Raw genomic sequence first — 11,731 nt, forward strand, 5'->3', positions numbered from 1 at the left:
GTCAAGGCCCTGGGCGTGGACGCCCCCGTCGAGGCCAGGGGGCTGGACCCGGCGGGCGCCGTCGACCCGCCCCCGTACGACCGGGCCGGCACCGTCGGCTGGTACCGCCGCGGGCCGCGGCCCGGCGAACCCGGCGCCGCCGTCCTCGTCGGCCACGTCGACACCGACAACGCGCCCGCCGTCTTCTACGACCTCGGCAGCCTCAAGCCCGGCGACACCGTCGCCGTCGGCCGCGCGGACGGCACCACCGCCGAGTTCACCGTCGAGGACGTCTCCGTCTTCACGAAGGAACGCTTCGACGCCGCCAAGGCCTACGGGCCGCGCGACGGAAAGCGCGCCGAGCTGCGCCTGATCACCTGCGGCGGCGACTTCGACCGCGCCAGGCGCTCGTACAGCGCGAACGTCGTCGTCTCCGCCTACCTGACCGGAGCGACCGGAGCGACCGGGCCCGACAGGCTGAACAGGCCGGGCGGAATGGCCGGATCCGCGCGGAGATGAGCGTATGGGTGCTCCAACCGGGCGAATTGACTGCCCGTCATCCACAATCACACATGGTCCCGCTCTCAGGTGTGCCAGCATTGCAGGGACCGGTCATGTCCCGTGGGGGCGTGGGGACACCCCTGCAGGAATGCACCCGAGGGGGAATGGATGTACGGCAGTCACACCGGCCGTGCCCGCAGGGCGCGCGCGGCTCTGAGCACCGCCGGGGCCGCCGCCGGAGCGCTGATGCTGCTCACCGGCTGTTCCTCCTCCTCGTCCTCCGCGACATCCCCCAAGGAAGCCCCGCCGCCGCAGGCCCCCGCCCAGCAGCCCAAGGCCCGGGTGCCGTTCTGGGTCAACCCCGAGTCCACCGCGGCCAAGCGCGCCTCCGAGCTCCGCAAGGGCGGCCGGAGCGGCCAGGCCCAGCTCCTCAGCAAGATCGCGGCACAGCCCGTCGCCGAGTGGATCGGCCCCGACGACCCCGAGGGGCAGACCCGGGGCTTCACCGAGGCCGCCGCCAAGGCCGACCGCATCGCCGTCCTCGTGCTCTACAACATCCCCCACCGCGACTGCGGCCAGTACTCGCAGGGCGGCGCCTCCGACGGCAACGCCTACCGCGGCTGGCTGGACGGCGCCGTCCGGGGCATCGGCAACCGCGGCGCGACGGTGATCCTGGAGCCCGACGCCGTGCCCCACGTCTCGGACGGCTGCACCCCCCACCAGTACCACGAGGAGCGGTTCGCGCTCCTCAAGGAGGCCATGGGCCGCCTCAAGGCCCTCCCGCACACCAAGGTCTACCTCGACGCGGGCAACCCCAGCTGGGTCAATCCGCCCGACCGGATGGCGGATCCGCTGCGCCGGGCCGGCATCGACCAGGCCGACGGCTTCGCGCTGAACGTCTCCAACTTCCAGACCACCAAGGCCAACAAGGACTACGGGCACCGGCTGTCCGGCCTGCTGGGCGGCAAGCACTTCGTCATCGACACCAGCCGCAACGGCAACGGCCCGCTGAACGCCCCCGATCACGAGAAGGCCTGGTGCAATCCCCAGGGCCGCGCGCTCGGCGCCCCTCCCACCACCCGCACCGGCGACTCCAAGGTCGACGCGTACCTGTGGGTCAAGCGCCCGGGCGAGTCCGACGGCACGTGCAAGGGCGGCCCGGGCGCCGGCAAGTGGTGGGAGACCTACGCGCTGGACCTGGCGCGGAACGCACACTGATCACGGCGCCGGCGCGATGGTCCGTGCTCCGCCGGACCTCCGGCGCGAGAGCCCCTCGCCATTGCGGCGGCAATCTTCTTCCGCAGCAACGGCGAGGGACCACCATGGTGCAGACCGGCGGTGCCGGCCTGTGCCGCAGGCGCCGGACCTGTGCCCCGCCGGCAGGCGCTACGGCTTCGCCACGGGCACCTTCACCCACACCGCCGGTGAGGGCACGCCCCGGCCGTCGATGACGTTGAGCATGTACCACCCGGGGGGCACCAGCGACGGGTCCTTCGGCAGCGTGACTGTGAGCCCCTCCGCCGACCGGCTGAACTCCAGGGCGATCGACCGCTGTTCCACGTTGGTGACGTGCGTGAACGCCCCCGGCCTGATGAGGCGCGCCTTGGTGATGTCCTGCGGGCGGTCCGTGCGGTACGTGGCCGTGCCACCCAGCTCCACCGTCCGCGGACCGGTGTCCTTCAGCTCGGGCCGCCCCTTCTGGTAGAGGTACGGCGGCGTGTAGAGGTCGATCTGCTGCTGGAAGACGCCCGGCTTGGTGTTGGCCCTGTCGCCGAAGAGCGAGTCGGAGCCGAAGGTCATCACCCGGCCGTCGGGCAGCAGCAGCGCCCCCGAGTGGTAGTTGCGGCCCACCAGCGGATCGGCCACCGCGTGCCGGCTGTTGTCCGCCGGGTCGTAGATCTCGGCCTTGAGGACGTTGGAGTCGCTGCGGCCGCGGTAGTCGCCCGAGCCGTTGGTGGTCAGCACCGTGTCGTCAGGGAGGATGACGCTGCTGGGATAGCGGGCCTTGGCGTAGAGGTCGGGCCCGTCGCGGAAGCGCGGCCGGTCGGCGTGCAGGTCGACGATGCGGGTCTTGGCCGTCGCCTTCCCGTCCTCGCCGACCCCGCCGCCGCCGAGGACCATGTACCGCTGGTCCTGGGCGGGGGGCAGCAGGACGGACATCGAGGTCTCCAGGACGTCCGGGTCGCTCATGCCGGGCACTTCGGTGAACTCGTTGCTCGACAGGTCCCACAGGCCGGGCACGCGGCCCTTGTCCGCCGGGCCGTAGCCCGCGTTGGAGCCGGTGTAGAAGATCCGGCCCTTGTCGGTGAGGAAAAGGGCGGGATACGTCGGGAAGAAGCGCTCCTTGGACAGGTAGGTCCACTTCTTGGTCTTCGGGTCGTAGACCTCGTTCTTCCCCGGGACGACCTGGCCGATCTCGTCGAGGCCGGAGACCGAGAGGACCCTGCCGTCCTGCAGGGTGGTCAGGGTCGGATACCAGCGGGCCTCGTTCATCGGGTCGACCGTGACGTAGCGCTCGGCGACCGGGTCGAACTCGAAGGAGTCCTTGATGCCCTGGAAGTCCTTCTTGTCGAAGGAGAGTTTGTTGGCGATGCCGTAGACGTTCTGGGCGTCCTTGCCGGAGAGGCCGTCGACCCGGTAGTTGTCGGTGAGGCCGGTCTCGAACTCGTGCCCCTTCTGCAGCGCCTCCACATAGACGCGGGCGGTGGAGACCGTGACGGTGACCTTGCGGGTGTCCTTGTTCTGCTCCTTCTTGGCGCGGGGGACGAGCACCGCGTCCTTCGCCTCGAAGGTCTTGCCGTTCTTGCGGCCGGTGAAGCGGGTGCCCGCGGGCAGCGTCATCGGCTTGTCAGGGTCCTCGTTGTGCACCACCATCAGGCCGCCGGCCTTGGTGACGTCGCCGTCCAGCTTCTCGTACCGCTGGGTGCCGCCGGCCACCAGGAGGCGGCCGTCGGGTAGTTGGGTGTGGCCCGCGCAGAAGAGGTCCTTCGGGGTGGGGATGTCCTTGTACGTGTTCTCCACCGGGTCCCACAGGACCGTGCGGAAGGTCTTCGCGCGGAAATTGGCGGCGTTGTTGCCGGAGCCGGCGACGAGGAGCACCTTCCCGGTGTGCAGCAGGGCCGCGTGGATCGTGTTGATCCGGTACTGCTCGGGGACGTCGACCACCGTCCAGTGGCCGTTGCGCTCCTTGTACTCCGGCTGATTGATCTTGTAGTCGTGGTACTGGAGGGAGGCGTAGCCCCAGATGGCCGGCCCGTTCATGCCCGCCAGGGCGAGCACCACCGCCGACCCCACCGCGAAGCGGCGGGTGCGGCGGCTGACACGGTAGCGCCGGAAGTTCATCGGGTGGCCTCCACGGCTCTCTTGGCGCGATGCGCGGTCCACCACCACGCGACGATCGGCGCGACGGTGATCGCGAGGGCCAGCGACGCCCATGTGCGCATCGCGACGTGCGTGTGGCCGAGCCAGAAGGAGGCCACCAGCGAGCCGCCGAAGACCGCCAGGAAGAACAGGTGGATGCGGAAGGTCCCGAAGAGGGTGTCGGGGCTGGCGGAATCGCCCTTGGGAGTGACCACGAAGCGGCTCTTGCGGCGCAGCACGGCGTCCATCAGCGAGCGGGCGTAGACCGGGGCGGAGAGCGCGGACATCACCATGCCGGCCAGCCCGCCCGAGCCCTCGGGCTCGTGCGGCGAGACATTGTGCCGGCGGTTCCAGATGTAGAGCCCGATCTGCAGGGCGGCCGCATCGCTGTAGAGCATCATCCAGACCTCGGAATTGATCTGGATTCCGGAGGCGCCGAGACCGAGGAAGAGGGCGCAGCTGAGCGCGCCGAGCATCCAGTTGAGTGCGGTCATCGGATAATAGATGACCAGCAGGCTGTAATTGAGGAATTTCCCCGGGGAGAGCGACCAGGGGCCTTTCCAGAACTGCTTGAGAATGGTCTCGTAGGTGCCGCGGGACCAGCGCAGCTGCTGGGTGAAGAAGTCCGTCCAGGCATTGGGGCCCTCGCCGACCGCGAGGACGTCCGGGGTGTAGACCGAGCGCCACTTCCGGCCGGTCGCGGGGTTGCGGTGGCGGTGCAGTTCGAAGCCGGTGGCCATGTCCTCCGTGATCGAGTCGTAGAGGCCGCCGATTCCCTTCAGAGCGCTGATGCGGACGGCATTGTTGGTGCCGACGAACATGGGTGCGCCGTAGCGGTTTCCGGCGCGTTGGATCAGGGCGTGGAAAAGGAACTGCTGGCTTTCTGCGGCCTTGGTCACGGCCGCATCGTAGTTCCCGTAGACCTGAGGACCAACGACAAACGCGATATCGGGGTCGCGGAAGTACCCGAGCATGCGTTCCAGGAAGTTGGGCAGTGGGACGTGGTCGGTGTCGACCGAGGCGAAGAAGTCGTACGCGTCGCCGTGGGCGTCCAGCCAGGAGTTGTAGTTCCCGTGCTTCGTCTTCGCGCGGAACGCGCCCTTCGGCCGATTCCACTTCTCGACGCCCTTGCGGGAGAAGTGGCGTACGCCGAGCCGCCGGCAGACGGCCTTGACGGCGGGGTCGTCGCCCTCGTCGAGCAGCCAGACGTCGAGCGGGCCGCGGTGGCGCAGCCGGACCGCCGCCTCCAGCGTCCGCGTGACCATGTCGAGCGGCTCCTTGCCGGGCACGAACGAGGTCAGGAAGGCGACCTTGGTGCCGGTCTCGGGCACGACCGGGACGGGGTCGCGCGCGACGAGGGTGGCGTGGGCGTTCGAGGCGACGTTCATCGTGCGGAAGAGCTCGATGAGGCCGATCGACACCAGCATCACCGCATCCAGCACCCGCATCAGCGGGGTGGCGTGGTCGCGCTGCGTCCAGTGCGCGGGCTGCATCAGCCAGATCAGCAGGCCGAGCGAGACGACGGGGGCGGCGCCGAGGAGGGCCGCGCCGAGGACGCGGTGCGTCTCCTCGGCGAGCAGGCTGCGGTAGCGCACCCGGTACGGGCGGTCCGGGTCGGGCTGGGTGAGCGGGCCGGCCAGCCGGCTGTAGTGCTCGTAGTCGAACCGGGGCCGGGCTCTCGGCGGGCGCGAGGGCGGGACCCCGACGGGCCCGTCATGGCCCGGTTGCTGCGGGATTGTTCCCTGGTGGACGGATGTGCGTGGTCTGGCCGCCGCCCTCGGGTCGTGAAGCTGCCGCCGGGCGTCGGCAGGAGTGGACGTCATGTGTCATTTCCCCCCGCACGCATGCTGACTGCGTGTGTCAGATCGCGGGTCTCGTCCGGCCCCCCACGGCCGCACGGACCCCAAGAGCACCGGCCCCCCCGGCGCCACCCAACTCAACTCAATGGTCACTCAGTGATGTTGGGTCATCGCTGTCCGTTCAGGATCTCGGACGCCGGACCATGATCGCAAGGGTGAAACAAGGTGTTTACCGGGCAAAGTGGTGCGACCTGCCGTGATGAGGCATGTCATTGACCGGAAAATGACTCAAGGCTCCTCACCGATGGTGAGGAGCCTTGAGATTCGCGTGCGCCGCCAGGGACTCGAACCCCGGACCCGCTGATTAAGAGTCAGCTGCTCTAACCAACTGAGCTAGCGGCGCCTGCTGACAGGGAAAACTCTACCCGATCCCCGGGGGTGCTTCCGACCACCTTGCCCGTCACCTGCCCGGACGCCCCGGCGTGCGGGCCTTCCGGACCGCTGAGAGGCTGTGCCCGGGTACTGGCAGGACCGCCGGGGCCGGGGGCCCGGGGAAAGGTGCAGCGGGCGTGGTGCGTATACGCGGCGCGGTCGTGGCGGCCGTGTGGGCGGTCGTGCTGGCCGGGCCCGGCGCGAGCCCGGCGACGGCCGCACCCGCCCCCGCGCCCGGCCGCGGCGGCCTGCGAGCGGCCCTCCCGGCGGCCCGGCCCCTCGGTGACCGTCTGGAACCGGCCATCCTCTACGCCATGGCCCATCTGGGCGACCCCTTCGCCATCGGCGGCGACGGCCCCCGCAGCTGGGACTGCTCCGGGCTCGTCCAGCAGGCCTACCGTCGCGCGGGCGTACGGCTTCCGCGCATCGCCGCCGACCAGTACCGCGCGACGAAGCACATCGCGCGGCGCTCGCTGCACCGCGGCGACCTCGTCTTCTGGTCCCGCAACGGGCGGGCGTCCGGCGTCCACCACGTGGCGGTCTACCTGGGCGGCGAACGCTACGTCGAGGCGCCGCGCCCCGGCTTCAAGGTCCGCGTCTCGACCTTCTCCCGCTACCGGCCGAACCTCTACGGGCGCGTGCGCTGAGCCTGCCGGCGGCCGCGGGTCGCTGGGCTCCTAGGGACACCTGACGAACTGCGTCAAGAGCGCCTCCTTGAACGGCGAATGACCGGAGGCCGGGACGCGGCCTCCGCGCGGGCATGGGCGCAGGCCGGCGGCGGTCCCGGTGGGCAGGAGATGAAGGCGCCCCGTACGGGACGCGGCCGGATCGTTGCATCCGTTGGCCTAGACATGTCAAACGGCTGGTACTAGCCTCCGCCTTGGTCTAGACCGCATTTCACTCGGCTCACAGAACCCCCCACGTTCTCCGAGGAGTAAAAGGCATGCGCAGAAAGATCAGTGCGGCGATCATCGGCCTCGGCATCGCCGGCACGTCCCTGTTCGCCACCGGCGGCGCGAGCGGCCACGGCTACACCGACACCCCCACCAGCCGCCAGGTGTACTGCGCCGACGGCACCGTCGAGGACTGCGGCGAGATCCAGTGGGAGCCGCAGAGCGTCGAGGGCTCCAAGGGCTTCCCGGCCCGCGGGCCCGCCGACGGCACGATCTGTGCCGGCGGCAACAGCCGCTTCGCGGAGCTCGACGATCCGCGGGGCGGGCAGTGGCCCGCCACGAAGGTCAGCCCGGGCCAGAGCTACACGTTCCGGTGGCGGCTCACCGCGCGCCACGCCACGACGGACTTCCGCTACTACCTCACCAAGCCCACCTACGATCCGGGCCGGCCGCTCACCCGGGCCGACCTCGACCTCCAGCCGTTCCTGACCGTGCCCTACGGCGGCCGGGTGCCCGACGCCACCGTCTCCCACCAGGGCACGCTTCCCTCCGGCCGGACCGGCAAGCAGCTCGTCCTCGCGGTGTGGACCATCGCGGACACGGGCAACGCGTTCTACGCCTGCTCCGACGTCCAGTTCTGACGGCTTCGTCCGAAGGCCGCGCAGTTCTGGCCTTGCCCGAGGGCCGCGCCGGACGCCGGAGCCTCCCGGCGCCTCCCCGGCCCCACCCCGGGGAGGCGCCGCCCTTCCGGCCTACGGCCGCATTTCCGGCCGCGACGGCTCGGGCCGGTTCGGCGCCGCCGGTCACCTCCGGTGGGGGCGGATCGCCGTTGCGGCGGAGGAAGGGCCCAGGTCCCGCCCTTTCACCGCTTCTTCCTGCGGAAGGCGGCGCCGCGCGCTACTCCCGCCGCCGCGGCGCCCAGCCCCCGCCGGGGGTGACCGGCGGTGCCGAGCGCACCCCAGCTCCGCTACTCGCTGTCGGTGTCCGCCGACTCGTCCCGGTTCTCCGCCCGAAGGGCGAACCGCGCCAAGGCCCCCGCGACCACCAGCGCCACCCCCGCCAGCAGGGCGTAGTCCGGGACGGCGTTGCCCACCCGGGAGGCCAGTTCCTCCAGGCGGAACTCCTGGTCGGCGTCCAGGAGCCCGGGCAGCCCCGTGGTCCCGTCGTAGGCGAGGAAGAGCACCCCGATGCCGATGAAGAACAGCCCCGAGACCAGCGACGTCGTGTGCAGCCGCAGCCGGCCGAGCCGCAGCTCCCGCCCGCGCAGCCACCGCCGGCCGCCGAGCTTGAAGCGGTCCCAGAAGACCGCGAGGACGAACAGCGGCAGCGCCATGCCGAGGGCGTAGACGGCGAGCATGGAGCCGCCGTAGACGGGGTTGCCGTTGACGGCCGTCACGGTGAGGACCGCGCCGAGGATCGGCCCGGCGCAGAACCCGGCCAGCCCGTACACGCAGCCCAGCAGGAACGTCGACGCGGCCGAGCGCGGCGTGATCCGCCCGGCCGCCGCCTGGGCCTTCTTCGAGGCGAAGCCGAGGCCCAGGATCTGGGCGGCGCCCATGGCGATCACGATCCAGCCGCCGGTGGTCACCAGCAGCTCGCGGTGGCCGTTGAAGAGCCGGCTGGCCGCGGTGGAGGCCACGCCGAGCGGGACGAGCGTGGTCGCGAGGCCCACGTAGAAGACGCCGGTGCGGGCGAGCAGTCGGCCGGGGCTCGCGAGGGAGTACGCGAAGAAGGCCGGCAGCAGCAGCGCGCTGCACGGGCTGACCAGGGCGAGGGCGCCGCCGAGGAACGCGGCGAGGTAGCCGATGTCGGTCATGCCGGCCCCTTACTTCTCGCTCTTCTTCGCGGCGGCGGCCCGGGCTTGCGCGATGGCCTCGTCGAAGGCGGCCATCGGCTGGGCGCCGGCGATGGGGCGGCCGCCGACGAGGAAGGACGGGGTGGAGGTCACACCGAGGCCGTACCCCTCCTCCTGGTCCTTCTTGACGGCTTCCTCGGCAGCCGACCCGTTCAGGTCCGAGCGGAAGCGGTCGATGTCGGTCACGCCGGCCTTGCCTGCCAGGTCGACGAGCTTGTCCTCGGCGAGCGCGTCACCCTTGCGCAGCTTGGCGTAGACCTCGTCGTGGAACTGCCAGAACTTCCCCTGCTGCCCGGCCGCCCAGGAGGCGCGGGCGGCGCGCTCGGAGTCCTTGCCGAAGATCGGGAAGTTGCGGAACTCGATCCGGAGCACGCCCTGGTCCACGTACTTCTTGACCAGCTCGGGCTGGCTGTCGCGGGTGAACTTGCCGCAGTACGAGCACTGGTAGTCGGCGTACTCCACGAGCACGACCGGCGCGTCCTTCCGGCCGAGCGCGAGCGGGTCGCCGTCCTTGCGGCGGCTGGTGGCCTGCTCGGCGCGCGCGTACGCGCCCTGCATCGGGTCGGCGGAGGGGTCGCCGGAGGCGGAGGGCCCGCGCTTGCCGGAGTCGCTGCCGCTCTTGCCGATGGCCATGCCGACGGCGACGACGGCGGCGACGAGCGCGAGGATCGCACCGAGGGCGGCGATGCGGCGGGGGAGGGAGACGGAGGCCTTGGACTTGCCCTTGGGCTGGGTCCTGGCCTTGGTCTTGGCCTTGGCCTGGGGGTCGGTCTTCTTGGCCTTCGGGCCGGCCTTCGGGTTGGCCTTCGAGGAACTGGCAGACATAAAGGAGAAAGCTCCCTGGAACGTACGGAATCCGGATATGCCGAAGCACGGCCCGGCGGGGCCGTGAGGACCGGATCTAGATCCGTAGGACGGGGAGCAGCTCGGCGCAGCCCGCGACGGGGGCGGGCGGCGCGCGCGGCGCGGTCACCCGGGGCGCGGCGGCCTGGGGGAGCGGGGCGCGGGCGGTGCCCGGCGCGGTGACGGGGTCGGCGTGCCCGGAGGCGACGGCGGTCTCGGCGTCCTTCAGTGGCACGTCCTGCTGCCGGCAGCTGGGTCCGGGGTCCGGGGACCCGGCCCGTACGGGCTCCGCGGCGGGCGCGGATGCCGGTGCCGCGTGATGTGCGGACGGGGCGGCCGTGACCGCGGAGTACGGCTGCGCGCCGCCCGGGACCGGTCCGAAGAGGACCGCGAGGAGGAGCAGGAGCGCGGCCGCGGCCGCCGTTCGGTGACCCTTGATCGTGCTGGTCACGGTGCTCCTCTCCTGTCCTGGTACGTGCGCGGTGGACGGACGGCCTCCATGCTACGGGCCCTGCTCAGACGCCTTCCGCCGCGAGCGCGCGCAGCGACACCCGCTGGGCGTACCAGAGCAGGGTGACGGTGGTGGCGGACATCACGAGGGCGAAGGCGAAGTGGCCCGCGGCCGAGACCACGGTGCAGCCGGCGAGGGTGAGGGCCAGGTGGGAGCCGAGCCGCAGGGCGAGCAGGCCGATGGCCACCTTGCGGGTGCTCTTGCCGCGCCACATGCGCTTGGCCAGGCGCAGCCGCGAGCGCAGGACGGTCAGGGACACGATGAGGTTGGCCACGCCCAGGGCTCCCAGCGCCCACAGGAACCGGTGGTCGGCCTGGAAGAGGTCGTAGGCGGCGGACATCAGGCCCTCGAAGGCGAAGAACCAGGTCGGCAGCGGCTTGATCTCCTCGGTGGAGGCGGTCGCGGTGGTCTCGGCGGTCTCGGCGGAGGCGGGAGCGGCGGGGGCGAGCGTCATCGTGTCCATGCCCATAACTCTGTCGTTCCGGCGTTCCGGCGGGCAGATCCACCGATCACGGGTCGCCGATGACATAAGTCATCGGTGGGGGCGGAGGGCGCTGGAAGGAAGCACGACGAAGGCCCCCACCTTGCGGTGAGGGCCTTCGTCTGTCTGTGCGCCGCCAGGGACTCGAACCCCGGACCCGCTGATTAAGAGTCAGCTGCTCTAACCAACTGAGCTAGCGGCGCCTGCTGACAGAGAGAGGGCCATCGACAGCATCAGCGGAGCGGCCCGCCGGTTCAGCGTCTCGGCGGCCTGCCGCAGCCGGTGGGCGTGGGCCAGGGGCAGGGAGAGGGCGACGCAGCCGACCGAGCTCCCCGCGGTGACCGGGACGGCGGCGCAGACCGTGCCGAGGGCGTACTCCTGGAGATCGAGCACGGGGACGGTCGCGGGCTGCCGGTCGAGCGCGCTGAGCAGCACCTTCTCGCTGGTGATCGTCCGCGATGTGAGCCGGGCCGTCCGGTGGCGCGAGAGGTGGTCGCGGCGGTCGTCGTGGTCGAGCTGGGTGAGCAGGCACTTCCCGATCGCGCTGGCGTGGGCGGCGGAGCGGAAGTCGATCCACTCGTTGACCCGGGGCATGTGCGGTGCGTCCGCGCACTGGGTGATGCGGACCTCGCCGTCGACGTAGCGGCTCAGGTAGACGGCCGCGCCCAGCGAGTCGCGCAGCTCGTACAGCGACTGCTGGAGCTTGTGGTGCAGGGCGGCGCTGCGGTCGCCGCCGGAGCCGAGCAGGATGAGGGCGTCGCCCGTCACGTAGCCGCCGTCGCCGGTCCGCTGGACGTACTCCTCGTGGCGGAGCATCGGCAGGAGGCGCGCCAGATGGGCGGCCGGCAGGCCGGTCTCGCGGGCGATCTGGGCCTCGGTGACGCCGCCGGAGTACCGGGCGACGGTCTCCAGCACCCGCAGGGCGTACTGCACCGAGTGGAACGGCGCGGTCGGGTCGGGCTTGAGCGCCACGGTCTCCCCCTACGGGCTTCCGGCGAGTCTCCCGCCGACCACGATAACCGCGAAACGCATGGCAAGAAGAGGATGTTGGCAGTACGGCATATGCCGTTGCCATGC

Annotated in this window: 11 protein-coding genes and 2 tRNA genes; 4 read left to right on the top strand and 9 right to left on the bottom strand. The window is 71.3% G+C overall.

The window, feature by feature from the left end; translation table 11 throughout:
* Both IF61_RS0130175 and IF61_RS0130180 read left to right on the top strand, forming a co-directional pair.
* Positions 1–498, top strand: a 498-nt coding sequence (locus tag IF61_RS0130175; RefSeq protein WP_052393271.1) for a class F sortase, incomplete at its 5' end; no start/stop codon positions are given.
* Positions 499–648: 150 nt separating this feature from the next.
* Positions 649–1,698 (top strand): glycoside hydrolase family 6 protein, encoded by a 1,050-nt coding sequence (locus IF61_RS0130180; protein WP_030369732.1) that lies wholly within the window; start codon positions 649–651, stop codon positions 1,696–1,698.
* A 168-nt stretch (positions 1,699–1,866) separates the two neighbouring features.
* Here the strand turns inward: IF61_RS0130180 and glxA are convergent, their stop codons facing one another.
* From glxA to IF61_RS0130195, 3 genes are all read right to left on the bottom strand, one after another.
* On the bottom strand, positions 1,867–3,822 hold the full coding sequence (glxA, locus tag IF61_RS0130185) for a radical copper oxidase GlxA (protein ID WP_030369733.1): 1,956 nt from the start codon (positions 3,820–3,822) through the stop codon (positions 1,867–1,869).
* Entirely contained in the window at positions 3,819–5,663 is a 1,845-nt protein-coding gene (locus IF61_RS0130190) for a glycosyltransferase family 2 protein (RefSeq protein ID WP_043191459.1), read from the bottom strand. Before IF61_RS0130190 ends, glxA begins: the two co-directional genes overlap by 4 nt.
* Before the next feature lie 305 nt (positions 5,664–5,968).
* Positions 5,969–6,042: transfer RNA gene (locus IF61_RS0130195), tRNA-Lys, on the bottom strand.
* A gap of 166 nt (positions 6,043–6,208) precedes the next feature.
* Between IF61_RS0130195 and IF61_RS0130200 the strand changes: the two genes are divergently transcribed.
* Entirely contained in the window at positions 6,209–6,718 is a 510-nt protein-coding gene (locus IF61_RS0130200) for a C40 family peptidase (protein ID WP_043191462.1), read from the top strand.
* A gap of 296 nt (positions 6,719–7,014) precedes the next feature.
* Positions 7,015–7,605, top strand: a complete 591-nt coding sequence (locus IF61_RS0130205) for a lytic polysaccharide monooxygenase auxiliary activity family 9 protein (protein WP_030369736.1) — start codon at positions 7,015–7,017, stop codon at positions 7,603–7,605.
* A gap of 326 nt (positions 7,606–7,931) precedes the next feature.
* Here IF61_RS0130205 and IF61_RS0130210 read toward each other — a convergent pair whose 3' ends face one another.
* The 6 genes from IF61_RS0130210 to IF61_RS33710 all read right to left on the bottom strand — a co-directional run bounded on the left by IF61_RS0130210 (position 7,932) and on the right by IF61_RS33710 (position 11,626).
* On the bottom strand, positions 7,932–8,780 hold the full coding sequence (locus IF61_RS0130210) for a cytochrome c biogenesis CcdA family protein (protein ID WP_030369737.1): 849 nt from the start codon (positions 8,778–8,780) through the stop codon (positions 7,932–7,934).
* A 9-nt stretch (positions 8,781–8,789) separates the two neighbouring features.
* The gene (locus IF61_RS0130215; RefSeq protein ID WP_078660626.1) at positions 8,790–9,644 is read right to left on the bottom strand and encodes a DsbA family protein; all 855 of its coding nucleotides are present in this window, start codon (positions 9,642–9,644) and stop codon (positions 8,790–8,792) included.
* Between the two features lie 76 nt (positions 9,645–9,720).
* Positions 9,721–10,113 carry a hypothetical protein gene (locus IF61_RS36105; RefSeq protein WP_030369739.1) on the bottom strand — a complete coding sequence of 131 codons (393 nt, stop codon included), beginning with the start codon at positions 10,111–10,113 and terminating at the stop codon, positions 9,721–9,723.
* 64 nt (positions 10,114–10,177) lie between these two features.
* On the bottom strand, positions 10,178–10,636 hold the full coding sequence (locus tag IF61_RS35615) for a hypothetical protein (RefSeq protein ID WP_245684677.1): 459 nt from the start codon (positions 10,634–10,636) through the stop codon (positions 10,178–10,180).
* Positions 10,637–10,783: 147 nt separating this feature from the next.
* A tRNA-Lys gene (locus IF61_RS0130230) sits at positions 10,784–10,857 on the bottom strand.
* Positions 10,835–11,626, bottom strand: a complete 792-nt coding sequence (locus tag IF61_RS33710) for an IclR family transcriptional regulator (RefSeq protein ID WP_052393297.1) — start codon at positions 11,624–11,626, stop codon at positions 10,835–10,837. The genes IF61_RS0130230 and IF61_RS33710 overlap by 23 nt, the downstream gene beginning before the upstream one ends.
* Positions 11,627–11,731 lie beyond the last annotated feature (105 nt).

This window comes from Streptomyces roseoverticillatus (assembly GCF_000719265.1).
Taxonomy (GTDB): Bacteria; Actinomycetota; Actinomycetes; order Streptomycetales; family Streptomycetaceae; genus Streptomyces; species Streptomyces roseoverticillatus.

Excerpts from the sequence above, each read along its gene's own strand:
- IF61_RS35615 (WP_245684677.1), bottom strand. The coding sequence starts at position 10,636 with ATGGACACGATGACGCTCGCCCCCGCCGCTCCCGCCTCCGCCGAGACC.
- IF61_RS0130205 (WP_030369736.1), top strand. The coding sequence starts at position 7,015 with ATGCGCAGAAAGATCAGTGCGGCGATCATCGGCCTCGGCATCGCCGGC.
- IF61_RS0130190 (WP_043191459.1), bottom strand. The coding sequence starts at position 5,663 with ATGACGTCCACTCCTGCCGACGCCCGGCGGCAGCTTCACGACCCGAGG.
- IF61_RS0130210 (WP_030369737.1), bottom strand. The coding sequence starts at position 8,780 with ATGACCGACATCGGCTACCTCGCCGCGTTCCTCGGCGGCGCCCTCGCC.
- IF61_RS0130215 (WP_078660626.1), bottom strand. The coding sequence starts at position 9,644 with ATGTCTGCCAGTTCCTCGAAGGCCAACCCGAAGGCCGGCCCGAAGGCC.
- glxA (WP_030369733.1), bottom strand. The coding sequence starts at position 3,822 with ATGAACTTCCGGCGCTACCGTGTCAGCCGCCGCACCCGCCGCTTCGCG.
- IF61_RS0130180 (WP_030369732.1), top strand. The coding sequence starts at position 649 with ATGTACGGCAGTCACACCGGCCGTGCCCGCAGGGCGCGCGCGGCTCTG.